Here is a 17,902-nt window from a genome sequence, read left to right as displayed (position 1 = left end):
CTCTTTGCGACATTATTTAATAGTTTAGGAAAAGGTTGTGGCGAGCGATTATACAATTAATAACAATTTGATTTCTTTAACGCTATCAACCTTTAACAACAAAACAGAACTGCTGCTGTAATAAAACTTGGAATAGAGTTTTTATGGGATTTGAGAGGCGGGGAAATAAAAAGCGCGTCATAAGTGACGCGCTTAACTGAGAGGGGGCTTACTCGATGATGCCGCGCGCTCGAAGGATCGCGGTTTTGAAATCGTCTTCTTGGTCTTTTTTCAAACCAGGAATCATTTCATCTTTGCTGCTATTACGCATTTTTAGATGATAGATCAGAACGTCATCGGTTAAATCTTCTAGCTTACCGTCGTAACCCGCTTCATTTGCCAGCTTTACAATGAACTGCAGTAGGTTCATATCTTGATCTTTCTGCCATTCTGGCTCGAGCAGTTCGAGTAATTCCTCGATACGGTGACATTTCATGAGCTTTCTCCACAATAGTTATAATGATTTGCGGGTTAAGGTAACAAATCACCGCCGTGAAGGTAAGAAAAAAGCGCAGAGATCTGCGCTTTTAGTTATGCAGCTTTAACCACTTTGTCTTGCGTAGACGCCAAGATGACATCACGTTCAACTAAAGTCATTGCTGGAGCCACTTTTTTTGCGACTGGCGCTGCGGCAAAACCACTGCGACGACGCATTGCACTACGGTTTGTGTGCGAAAACCTGACTGCTGTTGGGCGCATTAAGTTACCTAACTTGTCAGGCATATCCATTGCCAATGTAATGGCCTGATCAATTATGAGTTGAGCTTCATCGCTGAAGGGTGGCTCTTCTGGCTCTCGCCAATCCAAAGTAATCAATCAGGATTGATGATATGCATGCATATCAAGGATAGATTAGCACCATATAAGAATTTGATCGATATATCGTCAGCTATATTGCTGTGTGGCAACTAAAATTGTGTGAGATAAGTGGTAGCCATGAGACAGAAAAGCAGATTAGCATAGAGAGATGAGTTGTATTGCTCTGGTGATATGAATGTCAGTTTACCAAGGAGGAGAGCATGTCGTTTTTTAAGAAAACCCTCGCCAGTTTCGGGATTGGTTCGGCAAAAGTAGATTCTGTGCTCCAGCAAGAAACCCTTTTTCCAGGCCAAAAGGTCGCACTCACTATTCATGTGTATGGTGGCTCGGATGAGCAAGACGTAGACAACATTGATGTCAAACTCTGTTGTCGTTATATCAAGGAAGTGCCGGCTAACAACAATGACAATGATCGTCATGGTCGAACAAAACGGGCACCACAAACGTATGTATTGGCCAGTTGGAAATTGCCTTATGCGTTTACCATCGGTGCAGGTGAAACCAGAGACTTTAACGTTGAACTGGATGTGCCATGGAATACGCCAGTGACGATCGGAGATGCCAAAGTTTGGCTCGAAACCGGTTTAGATATCGCTATGGCTATCGATCCAACAGACAAAGATATTCTCACGGTCAGACCTGATCCATTGATGGATGGGATTTTTACTGCATTAGAAGAGCAGGGGCTGCGGATCCGTCAAGTTGAGTGTGAAGCGGTGGATGGTTTTGAACTGCCCTTTGTTCAGGAATTTGAATTTGTACCGACCACAGGACCATATCATGGACGTTGGCGTGAGTTAGAAGTTGTTGCGTATCGGACGGAGCAAGAGCTAAAGCTATGGTTTGAAGTTGATCGTCATCGCGATGGTGCAAAAGGCATGCTGGCGAGTCTACTTGGCATTGGCCAACTCAAACGTGAATTGAGTATTCCATTGCATACGTCTGGAGAGAATGCGGGTCAGATGGTGCTGGATTACCTAGACTCTTCCACGTAACAAAAAGTTAAAATATTTTAGCTTACAAGTGTAAGCTAAAAATGCGATACTCTGGAGTAATTCCTCTAATTTTTGCTCCAGAGTGCTCGATTATGTCCTCATCTTCATCTGCTCCTTACAGTGTTAAAGAAGAGATTGCCAATGCCGTCACCCATGGCATCGGAATGATTTTTGGCATTGTTGGTTTAATCTTATTGCTGCTTAAGGCGGTTGAACACAACGCTGATGCACTCACCATTACCAGTATGAGCATTTATGGTGGCAGCATGATTGTGCTGTTTCTTGCCTCAACGCTCTACCACGCAATTCCTATCGAAAAAACAAAACGCGCGCTCAAGACCTTTGATCACTGCGCCATTTATTTATTAATCGCTGGCAGCTACACCCCTTTCTTGTTGGTGAGTTTGCGCACGCCATTGGCAATTGGTCTGATGATTGTGATTTGGGGTATTGCTTTAATCGGCATCATCATGAAAATCGCATTTGTTTATCGCTTCAAAAAGCTATCGTTGATGACGTATCTTTTGATGGGTTGGTTGTCGCTGATCGTGATTTATCAGCTGGCATTAAACCTTGATGTCGGCGGGCTCACGTTACTGGCGGCTGGTGGGATCACCTATTCGCTCGGAGTGGTGTTTTATGTGGCGAAGCGCATTCCCTTTAATCATGCAATTTGGCATGGCTTTGTACTCGCAGGATGCGCTTGCCATTTCTTGGCGATCTACTTTTATGTGGATCCAGTTTAACGGGTGATCACTTCGATAATGCGAGCCGACAGTTTAAATTGTTCGGCGTTTTTCACAGGCAGTTTGATCACTTGTCCTTGCTTCGACTGCTGCGGTCGAAGGTAGGTATCCGCCATTCGTTTGATGGATTTCCACACTGGTACCGTTTCGGTTGCCAGTGGATACCCATCGGCACTCATTAATGTCACTTCTACGGCAACGAAAATGACCGAAGAAGAGCTCTGATTCGTTAAAGACGTGGGGATGTGTAATTCTCCATCTTCATAGCGAGCCGCACCCAATAATACATCCACACCGGAATCAGACAGTTGCATGGTGTTTCTTTCGCTACCCACCGTCACTAGGGTGGTATTCGTTATGATGCTTACCGGTGGAATTGCTGCAACTTGGCTTGTCTCTTTTCCAGATGATGCCGATGCCGCGTGGATATATTGCCAAGTAAAGTCATCATTCAGTTGAACTTGGCGACCATCTGCCAAGGTGACAATTTGTGATGCTAAAACGCATTGACTGGCAAACCAAGTGCCGAGTATCAGCCATTTTTTCATTGTGATTTTCCTTATCTTCGCCAGAAAGCAGGGAAGAAGAGCACAAGTAATGTGAGAATTTCGAGCCTTCCCATTAACATTCCCAAGCTTAGCAGCCATTTTGCCGTATCGGGTAGCGGGGCAAAGTTGCCTGTTGGGCCAATCACGTCCCCCATGCCCGGTCCGACATTGGCGACAGCGGTAATGGCTCCAGAAATGCTGGTTACGGGATCCAGTCCAAGTGCACTCAGTCCACCCGCTAAAACGATGATGGTAATGAAGAAGGTGAGGCCAAAAGCGACCACGGATCGAACAATATCATCATTGACAGGGCGTTGATTGTAGCGCTGGACAAACACACCGGAAGGATGGATGAGCTTCATCATTTGTTTGTTCAATAGTGTCATCGCGATTTGGAAACGGAATACTTTGATACCACCCGATGTAGAGCCAGAACAGGCCCCTGCCATCATCAGAAACGCGAATAACGTCGTCGGTAATGCGCCCCAAGCGGTAAAATCTTCCAGACCAAAGCCTGTGGTCGTGACAACGGAAACAATATTAAACATTGAAACCCGCAGTGCATCCATCATGGCATAACCGTCTCGGATCACCAGCCATCCGGCTACGATCAAGCTTGAGCATAGAAATAGCCAAGTAAAACCACGTACTTGAGCATCACTGACTAAAACATTAAGTCGACGTTTATGCAGAGCGGCGACAAACAGTAAGAATGGTAAACCACCGAGGAACATAAACAGTGTTGCGACCCAATGGGCACCGTTAGAGAAATGGTTCATCGAACCATCTGACGTTGAATAACCGCCGGTCGACAGTGTGGTGAAAGAGTGGTTAATCGCTTCGAATAAGCTCATGCCCGTCAATAAGTAACCGAGTAAGCACAATAGCGTTAAGACCAAATACACAGCGACGATGTTTTTTGCGACGGTTTTCGCTCGTGGGCTGGATTTGTCTGACCAATCTGATGATTCGGTGTGGAACAGCTTCATACCACCAACGTTGAGCATCGGCAGTACCGCCACGGCCATAACAATAAATCCGACACCACCAAGCCATTGCAGGATAGAACGCCAAAGCAAAATGCTCGGCGCCATATTATCTAACCCGCTGAGTACCGTAGAGCCCGTTGTAGTGATGCCAGACATGGTTTCAAAGTAGGCATCGGTAAAGCTGATGTGATTAATAAACACAAAAGGCAAGGCAGCAAAGGCACTGGCAATGGTCCAAACCAAACTGGTGATCAAGAACATATCACGCACACTTAGGCGAAAGTTCTCTGTTCGACCAAAGGTTAGACAACCGAAAGCCGCGATATGGGTGATCAGTATGGCTTTACCAAACTCTAAGAAGCCACTGGTGCCACTAAAAAATGCCACCAGTGTTGGGATGTACATAAATAGGGCTAGTTTGGAAAGCACTAACCCAATAACAAATAAGACAGGACGAAAGTTGACCATACGTCAACACCTTACAATTACAGGAAGAACGGACTAGGCTGGAACAGCGCCTCGACATCTGGGACATATTTCTTGTCCACAAGGAACATCACCACATGATCATCCTGTTCAATAATGGTGCGATCGTGAGCGATCAGTACTTCTTCGCCACGAACAATAGCGCCAATGGTGGTACCTGGCGGCAGTTTAATATCGCCAATGGCACGACCCACAACTTTGGAGGTGGTTTCATCACCGTGAGCAATGGCTTCAATCGCTTCTGCTGCGCCGCGGCGTAATGAAGATACATTGACGATGTCAGCACGGCGAACGTGGGTGAGCAGTGCCGAAATCGTGGCCTGTTGAGGAGAGATCGCCACATCAATTACGCCACCTTGCACTAAGTCGACATAGGCTCCGCGTTGGATCAATACCATGGCTTTCTTCGCGCCCATCCGTTTGGCGAGCATGGCTGACATGATGTTGGTTTCGTCTTCGTTAGTCAGCGCGATAAACACATCCACCTGATCGATGTTTTCTTCTGTCAGCAGTTCTTGGTCGGCAGCATCACCACAGAACACGATGGTATTTTCCAGCTCTTCAGAAAGTTTTTCGGCGCGCTGGTAGCTGCGTTCAATCAGCTTAACGCTGTAAGTTTGCTCTAAGCGTTTAGCAAGGCTGGCCCCGATGTTACCACCACCGACGATCATAATTCGGCGATAAGGGCGTTCTAGCCGTTGCAGCTCACTCATCACGGAGCGAATGTGGTTACTGGCCGCGACAAAGAACACTTCGTCATCGGCTTCAATCACTGTGGTGCCTTGAGGGCGAATCGGTCGACCTTGACGGAAGATAGCCGCTACGCGGGTATCAATATGTGGCATATGCTCACGCAGTGCAGAGAGCGCATTCCCTACAAGCGGTCCACCATAGTAGGCTTTTACAGCGACAAGGCTAACTTTTTGATCCGCAAAACTGACCACTTGCAATGCACCGGGGTACTGGATTAAGCGCTCAATATAGCTAGTTACAAGCTCTTCTGGTGCGATTAAGTGATCAACCGGTACGGCCCCAGATTGGAATAGGGCTTCTTTTTCGGTCAAATATTGTGGTGAGCGAATACGTGCAATGCGATTTGGAGTGTTAAACAAAGAGAAGGCGACCTGACACGCTGCCATGTTGGTTTCGTCCATGTTGGTCACGGCGACTAACATGTCGGCATCTTGTGCGCCTGCCTCGCGCAGCACATCTGGGTGGCTGGCGTAGCCGTTTACAACACGTAAATCATATTTATCTTGTAACTCGCGTAAGCGGTCACTGTCTTTATCCACTATGGTGATGTCGTTGTTTTCGCCAACGAGGTTCTCAGCCAGTGTACCACCGACCTGACCTGCACCAAGAATGATGATTTTCATACTGTTTTCTCTATGTTTACCACTGTTTATTCCCCAGAAAACATGGGGAGGCACTCAGAGTGAGCGCCAATGTTTGGTTTACTGCTTGCGCAGTACCGCGTAGTAGAAGCCATCCATATCGTCTTCACCCGGTAGGATTTGTCGTCCTGGGTTTTCGCGCTCGGACCCTTGAAGCTGAGCTTCTGGGGTACGCTCTAGGAATGCTTTAACCTGATCGCGGTTTTCCTGTGGTGTGATGGAGCATGTTGCGTAAACCAATGTACCGCCGGGTTTTAGCTGTTGCCACATCGCATCTAAAATTTCACTTTGCAATTCGGCCAGCGCTTTAATGTCTTCTGCTCTGCGTAGCCACTTGATGTCTGGGTGACGACGGATCACACCAGTCGCTGAGCAAGGCGCATCCAGTAGAATGCGATCAAATTGCTCCCCTTGCCACCAATCTTTTGGTTTACGTGCGTCACCGCAAATTACCTGCGCTGTTAGGTTTAAGCGCTGCAAGTTGTCGTGCACCCGTTTCAAACGGTTTTCATCACAATCAATCGCAACAACTTGAGCATTTTGGGTTCGCTCTAATATGTGAGCCGTCTTGCCCCCCGGTGCGGCGCAGCAATCAAGAATAAGTTCGCCATCTTGTGGCTTTAGGTAGTCAATCGACAGTTGTGCCGCCGAGTCTTGTACTGATACCCACCCTTTTTCAAAACCCGGTAGGTTGTACACGTCACATGGTGTGGCTAACTTGATGGCGTCTTCAGCTTGTGAGTGCGTGGTGTGCTCAATGCTTGCATTGTTGAGGAGTTGAGCATACTCATCACGTGTATGGTGCTGGTGGTTTACGCGCAGCCACATTGGCGCTTTGTTGTTATTGGCTTCAACAATGTTTTCCCACTGCTCTGGATAGGCTTGTTTGAGCAGCTTAAGTAGCCAGCCTGGGTGACCGTATTTGCCTGCATCATGGCTAACCGCAAATGCGTCCAACTCTTCTTGGCTGCGTTGATAGTTGCGTAGCACGGCGTTGATCAAACCACGTAATCGAGGCCCTTTCAGTGCCTTAGTTCCCTCAACAGTTTCCCCTACGGCCGCATGCGCTGGAATACGCATAAAGCTGAGTTGATAAATTCCCACTAAGATCAGGTGATGGAAAACGCGTTGTTTGCCTTTGAGTGGCTTATCCATCAATTGACCGGCGATAGACTCTAAACGAGGTAGGTAGCGTAGTGCGCCGTAGCAAATCTCTTGCAGCAGTGCATGATCGCGGGGTTTGATGTGTTGTTGAGCCGCAGGAAGAGCGTTGGAAAGTGACTGACCTTTATCGACAACCTGAAAAAGGACATTGGCCGCAGCAGCGCGAACATTCATAAGATCACCATAAAAATATGAGGGCATCTCTGCCCTCTAAAAGTTCTGATAAATTAAGGATTATTCGGATTCAATGGAGCTAAGTACGCTGCCAACTTCAAACCAGTTAGCGCGTGCATTGAGAATATCCTGTACTGGCATGGCTTTTTTGCCCGGCACTTGTAATTGCTCTAGCACTAAAACACCTTTACCCGTTGCGACATAGATACCGCTTTTATCCGCTTGGATAATGGTACCAGCAGGTTTTGTGCTGTCTTGCTCAGCTACATGGCTTTGCCAGACTTTAATGCTGTTCTCTGCCGCCTCAAAGTGGCTCATCGGCCATGGGTTAAAGGCGCGAATGCAGCGTTCTATATGTTCTGCGTCATCGTGCCAGTTGATGCGTGCTTCTTCTTTGCTTAGCTTTTTCGCGTAGTTCGCCAGCTCATCATTCTGCTTTTCAGGAACGGCTTTACCTTCCGTGATATCTGCTAAACATTCGACTAATGCATCTGGGCCAAGCTCAGCCAATTTCTCATACATGGTTGCGCTCGTGTCGGTGGCTTCGATAGGCAAGGTTGCAATCTTAAGCATATCGCCAGTATCTAGACCAATATCCATCTGCATGATGGTGACGCCTGTCTCTTTATCTCCCGCCCAAATTGAGCGTTGAATCGGCGCTGCACCACGCCAACGAGGTAAAATAGAACCATGAACGTTGATACAACCAAGCTTTGGTGTATCGAGTACCGCTTGAGGAAGCAATAGGCCGTAAGCCACAACAACCATAAGATCTGCATTGAGGTCAGCAAGCGCTTGCTTTGCTTCATCTGATTTGAAGTTTTCTGGTTGGTAAACCGGAATATTATGCTCAAGGGCAATGTTCTTCACTGGGCTTGCCGTCAGTTTTTTACCACGACCTGCAGGGCGATCTGGCTGTGTGTAAACAGCAATAACTTCATGCTCCGAAGACAACAACGCCGCCAAATGACGGGCGGCGAAATCCGGAGTACCAGCAAAAACAATTTTTAATGGTTTGCTCAAGGTACATTCCTTTTGTGAGTTAGCGGTTAAGCTCTGTTTGCGTTTTTCTCGTTGTAGCGCTTAATTTTGGCTAGCTTGTCTTGAATGCGCTTACGCTTCAGAGGCGAAAGGTAATCGACAAAAAGTTTGCCTTCTAAATGGTCAAGCTCATGCTGCACACAAATCGCTAATAGATCGTCAGCATCAAAGGTGTACTCTTTGCCATCGCGATCTAGGGCTTTAACGCTTACTTCCGCTGCGCGAGGAACCAGCGCTCTAGCTCCTGGGACAGAAAGACAGCCTTCTTCAATGCCATCTTCACCGCGTTTTTCCGTGATCTCTGGGTTGATCAGAACTCGTGGTTCATCACGGGTTTCAGAAATGTCGATCACGACAATACGTTGGTGAATATCAACCTGAGTTGCTGCTAGGCCAATACCTTCTTCGTCGTACATGGTTTCTAGCATGTCATCGACGATTTTTTGGATCTCTGGAGTCACGGCTTCTACTGGCTTTGCCACGGTACGAAGACGATCATCTGGGAATGTTAATACTTGTAATACAGACATATACACTCGAAATGTTGAACTGTGCCGAATCAGGATAAACCTCGTTGGCTCAATTCTAGACATTTTACAACCCAAATGACAGCATCATTACGTTTTTTGAACAGGTTTCTCTTTCTTTGCCCGGGTTTGGGCTGAGACCTTTTTACTCACAATGTAGTTAAGCTAGCCAAGGATTTGCAGGTATGTCTCGTATTTTGAGTTATTCCGCCAGTACATTACTTTCATTAGTTATGTCCGCCTCAGTATTTGCAGGCGAAAGTGAAGCACCTCTAACCGTCAAGGAGGATGCCCCTAAAACCTATACCGTGATTAAAGGGGACACGCTGTGGGATATTTCGGCGATGTATCTTGATAGCCCTTGGCTCTGGCCTCGCTTGTGGCAAGTTAACCCGGATATCGACAATCCACATTTGATCTATCCCGGAGATAAGCTGAGTTTGATTTGGCGTAATGGCCAGCCTGTCTTGAGCTTAAAGTCGATGGTGAAGCTAAGCCCCAAAGTTCGTGTTTTGGAAAAAGAGGCGGTACCGACGCTTAATAAAGGTCTTGTACTTCCTTATCTCGAATCGGATCGTTTGATCGACAAAGCTGAGCTGGATAAAAGCGAACGCGTTTTGGGTTCAAGTAAAGGTAAAAAATATCTAACGCAACAAGAGCTGCTATACATCAGTGGTAGTCATACACATACAGAATGGAGCATTTATCGTCCGGTTGCAGAGTTTGAGCGCGGTGAGCAGGTGATGATCGCGTTAAAGCGAGTCGCCAGTGCCAAATTGGTCGAATCGGGCGAGGGGATGACAGGCTTGTCTGTACTCAATCAGGTGCAGGAAGTTCAGGTGGATGATATTGCGCTGCCTGATGTGGGTATTGAAATCCTCAATCTTTCAACCACGTTTTACCCAGTACCATCACCTGAGAACAGTGTGGCCCATATCCTAGGGTCTCTGGATGGTAGCCAGTATGTGGGCCAGAATCAGGTTGTTGTGATCGATCGTGGTGAAGAAGATGACTTGCGTCAAGGCAGTATGTTTGAGCTGTATGAGATCGGTAGTCATGTGGTTGGTAAAAAGCATCAGTCACAACAACTGAGTCAAGCAAGTGATGACAAGCTAAAACTACCAGATACCAAAGTGGGTAACTTGATGGTGATCCGCCCATATCTACATTTCAGTTTGGCACTGGTGACGCAGAGTACCCAACCGATTGGTAAAGCAACCGAGGCTCGTGCTCCAATCATCGAAGCAGAGACTGTTGCAGTGGAGCCTGTCGCTGAAAGTGCCAATTAATGCTATGAATCAGCAGGAGTTGAGCGCTTGGTTAACCTTGCATTTTACCCCGGGACTTGGGCCTAAAACGATAAGCAAACTGCGCAGCGCCAATCCATTAACAAAAATCGTGGCTTCTAATGCCACGATTTTGCGTTCTATGGGATTAAAAGAGAAGCAGATCGCATTCATCCATACTCAAGCTGATGCGCTGGTGACATCAGCATTGCAATGGTTGGATGCTATGCCAGATCGCCACATCATCACACTTGAATCACCAGAATATCCACCGCTACTAAAACAAATTCCTGCTGCGCCACCAGTGTTGTTCGTTCAAGGACAAATAGAGTGTTTAATCCAGCCTCAAATTGGTATTGTCGGTAGCCGTAATGCCAGTATTGATGGTCAGCAAGCGGCAACCCACTTTGCTGGAGAATTGGTTGAACAAAATATGATTGTGACCAGCGGTCTGGCGCTTGGGATTGATGGCTTTGCTCATGACGGTGCATTGCGGCGCCAAGGTAAGACGATTGCTGTATTGGGATCTGGCCTTAATCATATTTATCCGGCACGACATAAAAAACTTGCACAGCGTATTTTAGAAAACGGTGCGTTGATTTCTGAATTTCATCCAGATACTAAGCCAAGACCAGAGAACTTTCCGCGCCGAAATCGCATCATTAGTGGCTTGTCGATGGGTGTGCTGGTGGTAGAAGCGGCAGAAAAAAGTGGCTCGTTAATTACAGCGCGCTATGCCGCAGAGCAAAGCCGAGAAGTGTTTGTGGTACCCGGGTCTATTCACAATGTGATGAGCCGAGGTAGTAACCTATTGATAAAACAAGGTGCTTGCCTCGTTCAGAATATTGAAGATATTTTAAATGAAATTGATCACCTGTTAGAGTGGTCTAAATCAGTAACAGTGCCAATTCAAGCTTCACTTTTTGAACAAATTGATAGCAAAGAAGAATTGCCATTTCCTCAGCTGTTAGCTAACGTAGGAAGTAAGGCTACACCAGTTGATATTCTTGCAAGCAGGACCCATATACCTGTTCAAGAAGTCATGATGCAGCTCTTAGAGTTAGAGCTCTTAGGGCATGTTGTTGCAGTTTCAGGTGGCTATATTCGAAAGGGGAGGGGCGAGCTATGATGATGGATATTCTTATGTATCTGTTCGAGACTTACATCCATAGCGATGCGGATTTACAGGTAAATCAGGACGAGCTCGAAGAAGAGCTACAACGTGCTGGTTTTCACCAACAAGACATTTATAAAGCCCTGATCTGGCTTGAAGAGCTAGCTGCGTTGCAGCAAAGTGATGAGCATTCGGCAATTTCTGTCAGCAGTGCAGCGTCAACTCGAATTTATACGAATCGAGAGCGTGAACGCTTGGATATAGAATGCCGTGGCTTTCTAATGTTCCTTGAGCAGGTCAATGTACTTACCACAGAAACTCGAGAAATGGTCATTGATCGAGTCATGGGGTTAGAAACTGATGAATTTGAATTGGATGATCTAAAGTGGATTGTTCTGATGGTGCTGTTCAATGTGCCGGGGAATGAAAACGCTTATACGCTAATGGAAGAGCTGCTGTACACCAAAGAGCAAGGTATCTTGCATTAAGCTGATTTTCCATTATGAGCCATAAAATCGATAACACCTTGTTCAGTGCTCACGAACATGCACTAGAACATGAGCCTTGTCCATCTTGTGGCGGAGAGCTTACTCTTCGCCATGGTAAACACGGTCCTTTTCTGGGCTGTAATCAATACCCTACCTGTGAGTACATACGTCCTTTACATCAAAATGATGGACATATTGTTAAGGAGCTTGGGGTTGCCTGTCCGGAGTGTCAGCATGAACTCGTGTTGCGCCAAGGCCGATATGGCATGTTTGTAGGGTGCAGCAATTACCCTGACTGCCATCATATTGAATCCCTCAACCAGCCCGAACCAGAGCTGTCGGCTCAAGAAAGCCATATGTGTCCTGAGTGTGGTAAAGGTCATTTAGTTGAACGTAAGACACGTTTTGGAAAAGTGTTTTACGCTTGTGATAACTACCCAAAATGCAAGTTTGCGGTGAACTTGCCCCCAGTAAAAGGCCACTGTGAAGTATGTGGCTTCCCTTTGCTGGTTGAGAAGAAGCTAGCAAGCGGTGTTAAGCTGCAATGTGCTAAGCGTAAATGTCAGCACACTCAGCATTCGTAACTCGATTAAAAAAGAAAAGGTCGCATTATGCGACCTTTTCTTCTTTTCTTTTAGTTATATTGACAGAGGTTAGACTCGCCAGCGTTTAGCAAACTCATGCACTGCTGGGTAGGCCGTATCATCTAGCATGTCTGCAAGAGCACATAACTTGCGATTTAGCTCACCAGAATAGTCACCACATACGTTAATGTGTCCCATCTTACGACCGACCCGTTTTTCTTTACCATACCAATGAACGTGTACTCCAGGCTGGTGGTATACCGCTTCTGGTAACGCATCTTCGCCAAGGATATTGATCATCGACGTTTCACGGATCAGCTTTGTGCTGCCTAAAGGCATGCCACACACAGCGCGTAGGTGGTTCTCAAACTGACAGGTTTCTGCCCCTTGTTGTGTCCAATGACCTGAATTGTGTACGCGTGGTGCAATTTCATTCACTAGCAAAGAACCGTCTACATCAAAGAATTCTAATGCCAGTACGCCCACATAATTTAAACTCTCAGCAACAGCAGTAAACATTTGTTGCGCTTGAGCCTGTAGCTCAGGTGCGTCGATGGCCGTTGACAGACTCAATACCCCATTTGTATGGATATTTTCCGCCAGTGGATAGACTTCAATGGCTCCATCTTTACCTCGCGCCCCCACCAAAGAGACTTCTCGACTAAATGGAACAAACTCTTCAGCAACAATTGCCTGGGTCGGTGTCGCCGCGATACATTCCGCGATTTCCATCCAGATAGCATCGGTTTGGGTAGCATCTTTTAAACGCCATTGGCCTTTACCATCGTAACCACCCAAAGCGCTTTTGAGTACCATAGGCATACCCACATGCTCAATTGCACGATCAAAGTCTTCGCGTGTTTGGATGACATAGTATTGGGCATTACGCACATGTGCGTGATCAAGGAGTGCTTTTTCTAAACGGCGGTCGCCGCCAGCTTTAATTGCTTCTGTGCTGGGTAAAAACTTACCACTCGCTTCACAAACACCAAGTACATCATGTGGGATATGTTCAAATTCAGCGGTGATCACATCCACTTGTTTAATGGCGTTTTCTAGGCTGTGGCCAAGTACATGCTGAGTAAGTGGGTGAACTACATGACCGCTTGTGACATCGTAAGCGGAAATTTGAATATTGAGTGGAGCTCCTGCCAATGACATCATTCGAGCGAGTTGACCAGCACCTAAAACCAGTACATGCATGGGATTAATCCTCGGCTGGGTTTGGATTGGCAAGTACGGTCTCCGTTTGCTCACTTCGGAAAGCTTCAACTTTAGCCATAATAGCCTCATCATGAGTGCCGAGAATTTGCGCCGCTAAGATCCCGGCGTTTGCAGCACCAGCTTCACCAATGGCAAGTGTTCCAACAGCAATGCCTTTTGGCATTTGTACGATTGAAAGTAGAGAATCCATGCCTTTTAAAGCCCGTGATTGGACGGGAACGCCAAGTACGGGAATACTCGTGAATGCAGCAGCCATACCCGGTAGATGAGCGGCACCGCCAGCGCCAGCAATAATGACTTTAATACCACGCTCTTTAGCGCTGGAAGCATAATCGGCAAGAAGTTGAGGAGTACGGTGTGCAGAAACTACTTTTGTTTCGTAAGGTACGCCAAATTGATCTAGCATGTCAGCGGCCAGCTTCATGGTTGGCCAGTCAGATTTTGAACCCATGATGATACCAACTTTCATCTCAAACTCCTTCAAGCTACAAAATTGGGTGAGCAGATAAATTTTGTGGGCATTATACGGGGTTTTTAGTCTTAAGCAAACGTTTGCGCGCTTGGTCTAATTTAGGTTGATACATTTTATAAACAAATAGATTTAGTCTCTTTGGTTGATTATTTGTAAACTTAACAACATAACAGCGAATAAAGACATAGGAAGTACTTGGTGGATAACTTTGAACAAGCACTCAACGCACTCCAACAAGGAGAAGTAATCGCCTACCCGACAGAAGGGGTATTTGGGGTAGGGTGTGATCCGGACAACCCTGAAGCCATCCAAAAATTGCTGACTCTTAAGCAGCGTCCAGTAGAAAAAGGTCTCATTTTGATTGCTGCCAGCTACGAGCAGCTATTGCCATATATTGATGAAACCCAGTTGACCGCTGAGCAGCTAAGCACCGTGCAAGCTACGTGGCCTGGCCCTGTGACTTGGATTATGCCATGTAGTGATAAGGTATCTCATTGGGTTTCTGGGCAATTTGATTCAATTGCAGTGCGCGTAACGGATCATCCTTTGGTGCAAAAAATGTGTAATGCGTTTGGAAAGCCGCTAACCTCTACCAGTGCCAATCTTACTGGGCAACCTCCTTGTATGACGACAGAAGAAGTTGAATTGCAATTAGGTGAGCGACTTGTGGCGATCTTACATGGTGAAACCAGTGGTCGTAACAAACCCAGTGAAATTCGCGACGCCAAAACATCCCAAATATTAAGACAGGGTTAACTCTGCATTTTTAAGGTAAGGAAAGCATGTCAACAATCGATAAACACGCCGTAAAACAGTTTCTAATGGAGCTCCAAGACACCATTTGCCATCAATTGGAGCAAGAGGATGGCCAAGCGGAGTTTATCGAAGATGCTTGGCATCGAGAGCCGGGAGATAAGCTAGGAGGAGGCGGTCGATCTCGTGTTATGCGTGAAGGTGCCGTTTTTGAGCAAGGTGGTGTGAACTTTTCTCATGTGGTTGGAAAAGAAATGCCAGCTTCAGCGACAGCGCATCGTCCTGAGTTGGCTGGGCGCCGTTTCGAGGCGATGGGGGTTTCCTTAGTCATGCACCCCAAAAATCCTTATGTGCCCACTTCTCACGCTAACGTGCGTTTCTTCATTGCCGAAAAAGAAGGCGAGGCACCAATTTGGTGGTTTGGTGGTGGGTTTGACCTAACGCCATTCTACCCCTTTGAAGAAGACTGCCAATTCTGGCATAACACTGCAAAAGAGCTGTGTGAACCATTTGGGCATGATGTTTACTCTGAACACAAGGCTTGGTGTGATAAGTACTTTTACTTACCACACCGTGAAGAAACACGAGGTGTCGGTGGTCTATTTTTTGATGATCTGAATCAATGGCCATTCGACAAGTGTTTTGAATATATAAAAGCCGTTGGTCATGGCTACACCGCAGCTTACCTGCCAATCGTTGACCGCCGTAAAGAGACACCCTATGGAGAACGTGAGCGCCAGTTCCAGCTGTATCGGCGAGGCCGCTATGTGGAGTTTAATTTAGTCTATGATCGCGGAACGCTATTTGGTTTGCAAAGTGGTGGACGAACAGAATCCATCTTGATGTCGATGCCGCCTTTAGCTCGATGGGAATATGGTTATCAAGTTGAATCAGGTTCCGCTGAAGCTGAGCTTTACGAGCATTACCTCAGACCACGAGATTGGTAACACTTTCCTCCTGATATGAAATAGTGATAGGGTCAACTAAGTTAAGTTGACCCTTTTGCATTTTGGTAGGTAAGGATATGACACAGCAAGTAGACCGTTATGCCGTTTTTGGTAATCCGATTGGACACAGTAAATCGCCTTTTATTCATACGTTATTTGCTCGTCAAACAAATCAACCATTGATCTACAGTGCTGAGTTGGCGCCTGTTGGTGAGTTTTCCAGTGCTGCTAAAATGTTTTTTGCTACGGGCGGTAAAGGTTGCAACGTTACCGTACCATTCAAAGAAGAAGCGTATCAGTTTGCAACCCGTCTGACAGAACGTGCTCAGCTTGCGGGCGCGGTGAATACACTCAAGAAGCTAGATGATGGTGACATCATTGGTGATAACACCGATGGGGAAGGGTTGGTTCAAGATTTACTACAACATCAAGTTCCCCTTGAAGGCGCACGAATATTACTGATCGGTGCAGGCGGCGCGGCAAGAGGTGTTATCAAACCATTAATCGATCAAAAACCATCTCAAATTATAATCACCAACCGCACACTTGCTAAAGCGCAGCAACTTGCAGAGTTATTCTCCCCTTTCGGGAAAATAGAGGCTGTAGCGATGGAAGACATTACAGACAGCTTTGATGTAGTGATTAACTCGACGTCTGCAAGTTTAAGTGGTGATGTACCAGCGATCTCCAACCACATATTCGCTACACATACCTATGCCTACGACATGATGTATGGTTCTGGTCAAACTGTCTTTAATCAATGGGCTTTGGAGAGCGGCGCAGGAGCGGCTTATGATGGTCTTGGCATGCTAGTTGGTCAAGCGGCAGAAAGCTTTATGTTGTGGCGAGGATTAAGGCCAGGTACAAAACAAGTTTTACGAGAATTGCGTAAGAACTTAGAAGGTATTTAACGTGAATCAGTCAATCTTATTTCCTGACATTCAATCATGGGATGCGGAGCTACGGACAATCCGATTTCCTGCTCAATACAGTGGTGCGCTTATAGAGTGCATACTCACAAGCGCAGAGCTGGAAAAAATAGCGGGTACAAAAATAGAGGGGGAACAGCAAGCCCTTGAGATTTTCAACCAAAACCGTTTTGAGATTGAGGAGCTTGCCGAAACACTGATCGAAGAAGAAGTATTTACACCGGAAGGTGTTATTGAGGTGGTTAGTTAAGCTCTTTTACTTGGTTTAAATAATCATCTTTATTTTGTACATAATTGTCGGCAGACTTTTGTAAGAAAGCTCGTTCTTTGTCAGTTAAAAGGCGAGCTTTCTTTACCGGACTACCTACATAAAGGTAGCCACTCTCTAAGACCTTACCCGGTGGAACCAAACTTCCAGCACCAACCATCACATCTTGTTCGATAATTACAGCATCCAAAACAATTGCCCCCATTCCCACTAGAACTCGATCTTTGATGATGCAGCCATGCAGCATGACTTTATGACCAACAGTAACGTCATTACCAATAATCAATGGATAACCATTAGGGTTCTCCTTATTTTTATGAGTAACGTGTAAGACACTGCCATCTTGAATATTAGTGCGTTTACCAATGTGGATGTGGTTAACATCACCTCTTGCCACGACTAAAGGCCAAATACTGGAATCATCCCCGATTTTAATGTCACCCACTAACATCGCGCTACTGTCTATATATACGCGTTGGCCGATTTGCGGTTGGATACCTTTGTAACTGCGTAGTGAGCTCATTTTTTATCCTTTATTAGTAGTGTTCTAGCCTATTACGACATAGAAAAGTAATGAAAATAGGTACTTTTGAATAGAAAATACTCAAACAGCAAAAAAATCAAAAAAAACTGCAAAAAGGGCTTGCCAATGTGATGGTGATCTCTATAATGCCCCCTCGCTGACACGGCAACGCTTCGAAAGAAACGAAAGCCAAGCCAGCAGGTCAATTAGCCAAGCGGAAACGCCTTGAAAAAAGTTTGAAAAAAGTGGTTGACACTAAACTTTATCTCGCTAGAATGACCGCCTCTTCCGAAGTGATGTGAGTCACAAAGAAGAAAAGCTCTTTAACAATATAAACCTATCAATCTGTGTGGGCACTCGTTGATGATAATCCAATTAGAAGCTTCGGCTTC

The 17,902-nt window shown here is 46.1% G+C and carries 21 protein-coding genes; 10 read left to right on the top strand and 11 right to left on the bottom strand.

Annotation, left to right across the window (positions count from 1 at the left end; all coding sequences use genetic code 11):
• Positions 1-208 precede the first annotated feature (208 nt).
• Together ACQEXU_RS17535 and ACQEXU_RS17530 are read right to left on the bottom strand one after the other, a co-directional pair.
• A complete protein-coding gene (locus ACQEXU_RS17535; RefSeq protein ID WP_367987731.1) occupies positions 209-475 on the bottom strand; it encodes a YihD family protein in 267 nt (88 codons plus the stop codon).
• A 95-nt stretch (positions 476-570) separates the two neighbouring features.
• The gene (locus tag ACQEXU_RS17530; RefSeq protein WP_427011792.1) at positions 571-846 is read right to left on the bottom strand and encodes a hypothetical protein; all 276 of its coding nucleotides are present in this window, start codon (positions 844-846) and stop codon (positions 571-573) included.
• Between the two features lie 212 nt (positions 847-1,058).
• On the opposite strand from ACQEXU_RS17530, the gene ACQEXU_RS17525 reads away from it, so the two are divergent.
• Both ACQEXU_RS17525 and trhA read left to right on the top strand, forming a co-directional pair.
• Positions 1,059-1,853 (top strand): sporulation protein, encoded by a 795-nt coding sequence (locus ACQEXU_RS17525; RefSeq protein WP_367987732.1) that lies wholly within the window; start codon positions 1,059-1,061, stop codon positions 1,851-1,853.
• 92 nt (positions 1,854-1,945) lie between these two features.
• A complete protein-coding gene (gene trhA / locus ACQEXU_RS17520) occupies positions 1,946-2,599 on the top strand; it encodes a PAQR family membrane homeostasis protein TrhA (protein ID WP_427011758.1) in 654 nt (217 codons plus the stop codon).
• Here trhA and ACQEXU_RS17515 read toward each other — a convergent pair.
• The 6 genes from ACQEXU_RS17515 to def all read right to left on the bottom strand — a co-directional run bounded on the left by ACQEXU_RS17515 (position 2,596) and on the right by def (position 8,925).
• On the bottom strand, positions 2,596-3,147 hold the full coding sequence (locus ACQEXU_RS17515; RefSeq protein WP_427011757.1) for a DUF3157 family protein: 552 nt from the start codon (positions 3,145-3,147) through the stop codon (positions 2,596-2,598). The two genes, trhA and ACQEXU_RS17515, sit on opposite strands and share 4 nt — an antisense overlap.
• A gap of 11 nt (positions 3,148-3,158) precedes the next feature.
• Positions 3,159-4,604 (bottom strand): TrkH family potassium uptake protein, encoded by a 1,446-nt coding sequence (locus tag ACQEXU_RS17510; RefSeq protein WP_367987735.1) that lies wholly within the window; start codon positions 4,602-4,604, stop codon positions 3,159-3,161.
• A gap of 17 nt (positions 4,605-4,621) precedes the next feature.
• Positions 4,622-5,998 (bottom strand): Trk system potassium transporter TrkA, encoded by a 1,377-nt coding sequence (gene trkA, locus ACQEXU_RS17505; RefSeq protein ID WP_367987736.1) that lies wholly within the window; start codon positions 5,996-5,998, stop codon positions 4,622-4,624.
• A 78-nt stretch (positions 5,999-6,076) separates the two neighbouring features.
• Complete coding sequence (gene rsmB / locus ACQEXU_RS17500) at positions 6,077-7,354, bottom strand: 16S rRNA (cytosine(967)-C(5))-methyltransferase RsmB (RefSeq protein WP_427011756.1); 1,278 nt, start codon at positions 7,352-7,354, stop codon at positions 6,077-6,079.
• Between the two features lie 60 nt (positions 7,355-7,414).
• Positions 7,415-8,377 carry a methionyl-tRNA formyltransferase gene (gene fmt / locus ACQEXU_RS17495; protein ID WP_427011755.1) on the bottom strand — a complete coding sequence of 321 codons (963 nt, stop codon included), beginning with the start codon at positions 8,375-8,377 and terminating at the stop codon, positions 7,415-7,417.
• A 26-nt stretch (positions 8,378-8,403) separates the two neighbouring features.
• Entirely contained in the window at positions 8,404-8,925 is a 522-nt protein-coding gene (gene def, locus ACQEXU_RS17490) for a peptide deformylase (protein ID WP_427011754.1), read from the bottom strand.
• Positions 8,926-9,107: 182 nt separating this feature from the next.
• On the opposite strand from def, the gene ACQEXU_RS17485 reads away from it, so the two are divergent.
• The 4 genes from ACQEXU_RS17485 to ACQEXU_RS17470 are packed head-to-tail and all read left to right on the top strand — an operon-like array spanning position 9,108 to position 12,394.
• Positions 9,108-10,211 carry a LysM peptidoglycan-binding domain-containing protein gene (locus ACQEXU_RS17485; protein ID WP_427011753.1) on the top strand — a complete coding sequence of 368 codons (1,104 nt, stop codon included), beginning with the start codon at positions 9,108-9,110 and terminating at the stop codon, positions 10,209-10,211.
• 4 nt (positions 10,212-10,215) lie between these two features.
• Positions 10,216-11,337, top strand: coding sequence for a DNA-processing protein DprA (dprA, locus tag ACQEXU_RS17480; protein ID WP_427011789.1), 1,122 nt, complete (start codon positions 10,216-10,218; stop codon positions 11,335-11,337).
• On the top strand, positions 11,334-11,810 hold the full coding sequence (locus ACQEXU_RS17475; protein WP_427011752.1) for a DUF494 family protein: 477 nt from the start codon (positions 11,334-11,336) through the stop codon (positions 11,808-11,810). Before dprA ends, ACQEXU_RS17475 begins: the two co-directional genes overlap by 4 nt.
• A 14-nt stretch (positions 11,811-11,824) precedes the next feature.
• Positions 11,825-12,394 (top strand): topoisomerase DNA-binding C4 zinc finger domain-containing protein, encoded by a 570-nt coding sequence (locus ACQEXU_RS17470; RefSeq protein ID WP_427011751.1) that lies wholly within the window; start codon positions 11,825-11,827, stop codon positions 12,392-12,394.
• Positions 12,395-12,463: 69 nt separating this feature from the next.
• On the opposite strand, the gene ACQEXU_RS17465 is transcribed toward ACQEXU_RS17470, so the two are convergent.
• Positions 12,464-13,597, bottom strand: a complete 1,134-nt coding sequence (locus tag ACQEXU_RS17465; protein ID WP_427011750.1) for a 5-(carboxyamino)imidazole ribonucleotide synthase — start codon at positions 13,595-13,597, stop codon at positions 12,464-12,466.
• A gap of 4 nt (positions 13,598-13,601) precedes the next feature.
• Positions 13,602-14,087: a 5-(carboxyamino)imidazole ribonucleotide mutase gene (gene purE / locus ACQEXU_RS17460; protein WP_367987743.1), complete on the bottom strand. Its 486-nt coding sequence runs from the start codon at positions 14,085-14,087 to the stop codon at positions 13,602-13,604.
• Between the two features lie 201 nt (positions 14,088-14,288).
• Here purE and ACQEXU_RS17455 point away from each other — a divergent pair, with 201 nt between their 5' ends.
• The 4 genes from ACQEXU_RS17455 to ACQEXU_RS17440 all read left to right on the top strand — a co-directional run bounded on the left by ACQEXU_RS17455 (position 14,289) and on the right by ACQEXU_RS17440 (position 16,969).
• Positions 14,289-14,846 (top strand): L-threonylcarbamoyladenylate synthase, encoded by a 558-nt coding sequence (locus ACQEXU_RS17455; protein WP_367987744.1) that lies wholly within the window; start codon positions 14,289-14,291, stop codon positions 14,844-14,846.
• A 26-nt stretch (positions 14,847-14,872) separates the two neighbouring features.
• Positions 14,873-15,790: an oxygen-dependent coproporphyrinogen oxidase gene (gene hemF, locus ACQEXU_RS17450; RefSeq protein ID WP_427011749.1), complete on the top strand. Its 918-nt coding sequence runs from the start codon at positions 14,873-14,875 to the stop codon at positions 15,788-15,790.
• Between the two features lie 77 nt (positions 15,791-15,867).
• Positions 15,868-16,701 carry a shikimate dehydrogenase gene (gene aroE / locus ACQEXU_RS17445; protein ID WP_427011748.1) on the top strand — a complete coding sequence of 278 codons (834 nt, stop codon included), beginning with the start codon at positions 15,868-15,870 and terminating at the stop codon, positions 16,699-16,701.
• 1 nt (position 16,702) lies between these two features.
• Positions 16,703-16,969, top strand: coding sequence for a DUF1488 domain-containing protein (locus ACQEXU_RS17440; protein ID WP_427011747.1), 267 nt, complete (start codon positions 16,703-16,705; stop codon positions 16,967-16,969).
• Here ACQEXU_RS17440 and ACQEXU_RS17435 read toward each other — a convergent pair.
• Positions 16,962-17,510: a gamma carbonic anhydrase family protein gene (locus ACQEXU_RS17435; RefSeq protein ID WP_427011746.1), complete on the bottom strand. Its 549-nt coding sequence runs from the start codon at positions 17,508-17,510 to the stop codon at positions 16,962-16,964. The two genes, ACQEXU_RS17440 and ACQEXU_RS17435, sit on opposite strands and share 8 nt — an antisense overlap.
• Positions 17,511-17,902: the final 392 nt, after the last annotated feature.

This window comes from Vibrio sp. TRT 21S02 (assembly GCF_050113675.1).
Classification (GTDB): Bacteria; Pseudomonadota; Gammaproteobacteria; order Enterobacterales; family Vibrionaceae; genus Vibrio.
The sequence above is the reverse complement of the archived record's forward strand: the minus strand, read 5'-3'. Positions and strand labels throughout refer to the sequence as shown.

Coding starts and splice junctions, on each gene's coding strand:
- ACQEXU_RS17535 (WP_367987731.1), bottom strand. CDS start 475: ATGAAATGTCACCGTATCGAGGAATTACTCGAACTGCTCGAGCCAGAA.
- ACQEXU_RS17525 (WP_367987732.1), top strand. CDS start 1,059: ATGTCGTTTTTTAAGAAAACCCTCGCCAGTTTCGGGATTGGTTCGGCA.
- trhA (WP_427011758.1), top strand. CDS start 1,946: ATGTCCTCATCTTCATCTGCTCCTTACAGTGTTAAAGAAGAGATTGCC.
- ACQEXU_RS17515 (WP_427011757.1), bottom strand. CDS start 3,147: ATGAAAAAATGGCTGATACTCGGCACTTGGTTTGCCAGTCAATGCGTT.
- ACQEXU_RS17510 (WP_367987735.1), bottom strand. CDS start 4,604: ATGGTCAACTTTCGTCCTGTCTTATTTGTTATTGGGTTAGTGCTTTCC.
- trkA (WP_367987736.1), bottom strand. CDS start 5,998: ATGAAAATCATCATTCTTGGTGCAGGTCAGGTCGGTGGTACACTGGCT.
- rsmB (WP_427011756.1), bottom strand. CDS start 7,354: ATGAATGTTCGCGCTGCTGCGGCCAATGTCCTTTTTCAGGTTGTCGAT.
- def (WP_427011754.1), bottom strand. CDS start 8,925: ATGTCTGTATTACAAGTATTAACATTCCCAGATGATCGTCTTCGTACC.
- ACQEXU_RS17485 (WP_427011753.1), top strand. CDS start 9,108: ATGTCTCGTATTTTGAGTTATTCCGCCAGTACATTACTTTCATTAGTT.
- dprA (WP_427011789.1), top strand. CDS start 10,216: ATGAATCAGCAGGAGTTGAGCGCTTGGTTAACCTTGCATTTTACCCCG.
- ACQEXU_RS17475 (WP_427011752.1), top strand. CDS start 11,334: ATGATGATGGATATTCTTATGTATCTGTTCGAGACTTACATCCATAGC.
- ACQEXU_RS17470 (WP_427011751.1), top strand. CDS start 11,825: ATGAGCCATAAAATCGATAACACCTTGTTCAGTGCTCACGAACATGCA.
- ACQEXU_RS17465 (WP_427011750.1), bottom strand. CDS start 13,597: ATGCATGTACTGGTTTTAGGTGCTGGTCAACTCGCTCGAATGATGTCA.
- purE (WP_367987743.1), bottom strand. CDS start 14,087: ATGAAAGTTGGTATCATCATGGGTTCAAAATCTGACTGGCCAACCATG.
- hemF (WP_427011749.1), top strand. CDS start 14,873: ATGTCAACAATCGATAAACACGCCGTAAAACAGTTTCTAATGGAGCTC.
- aroE (WP_427011748.1), top strand. CDS start 15,868: ATGACACAGCAAGTAGACCGTTATGCCGTTTTTGGTAATCCGATTGGA.
- ACQEXU_RS17435 (WP_427011746.1), bottom strand. CDS start 17,510: ATGAGCTCACTACGCAGTTACAAAGGTATCCAACCGCAAATCGGCCAA.